Origin of the sequence: Herbaspirillum lusitanum P6-12 (assembly GCF_000256565.1) — a bacterium.
GTDB lineage: Bacteria > Pseudomonadota > Gammaproteobacteria > Burkholderiales > Burkholderiaceae_D > Herbaspirillum > Herbaspirillum lusitanum.
Window position 1 is genome coordinate 1 of the sequence record NZ_AJHH01000459.1, and the last position, 408, is coordinate 408.

The 408-nt window shown below is 62.3% G+C and carries 1 protein-coding gene; it reads left to right on the forward strand.

Translation table 11 applies throughout. The annotated features are described in order from the left end of the window. A partial coding sequence (locus HLUSI_RS0115060) for a branched-chain amino acid ABC transporter permease (protein WP_016834774.1) occupies nt 1–408 on the forward strand: 408 nt, incomplete at both ends.

Genomic DNA, 408 nt, shown 5'->3' on the forward strand with positions numbered 1-408 from the left:
GATTGGCGGCAATCGTCGCCACCGGTGCGCTGTACTGGATTCTGATGGTGACGCAGTTCGGCAAGGCGATGCGCGCCGTGGCGATCGATCACGAGGCCGCCATGCTGCAGGGGATTCCGTTCAAACGCATCGCCTTCCAGGGATTTGCCGTTGCCACGCTGCTGGGAGCGGTGGCGGGCGCCTTGCTGGCGCCGATCTCGGTGATCTCGCCGACCCTTGGCGCCGACTATCTGATCAAGGGCTTCATTGCCGTGATCATTGGCGGGCTGGGCAGCGTGCCGGGAGCCATCATCGGCAGCCTCTTCATTGCGCTGGTCGAGAGCATCGGCGGCTTTTATTTCGATCCTTCGATCGCGAATCTGACGATCTTCATCCTGGTCATGCTGGTCTTGATGGTGCGGCCGCACC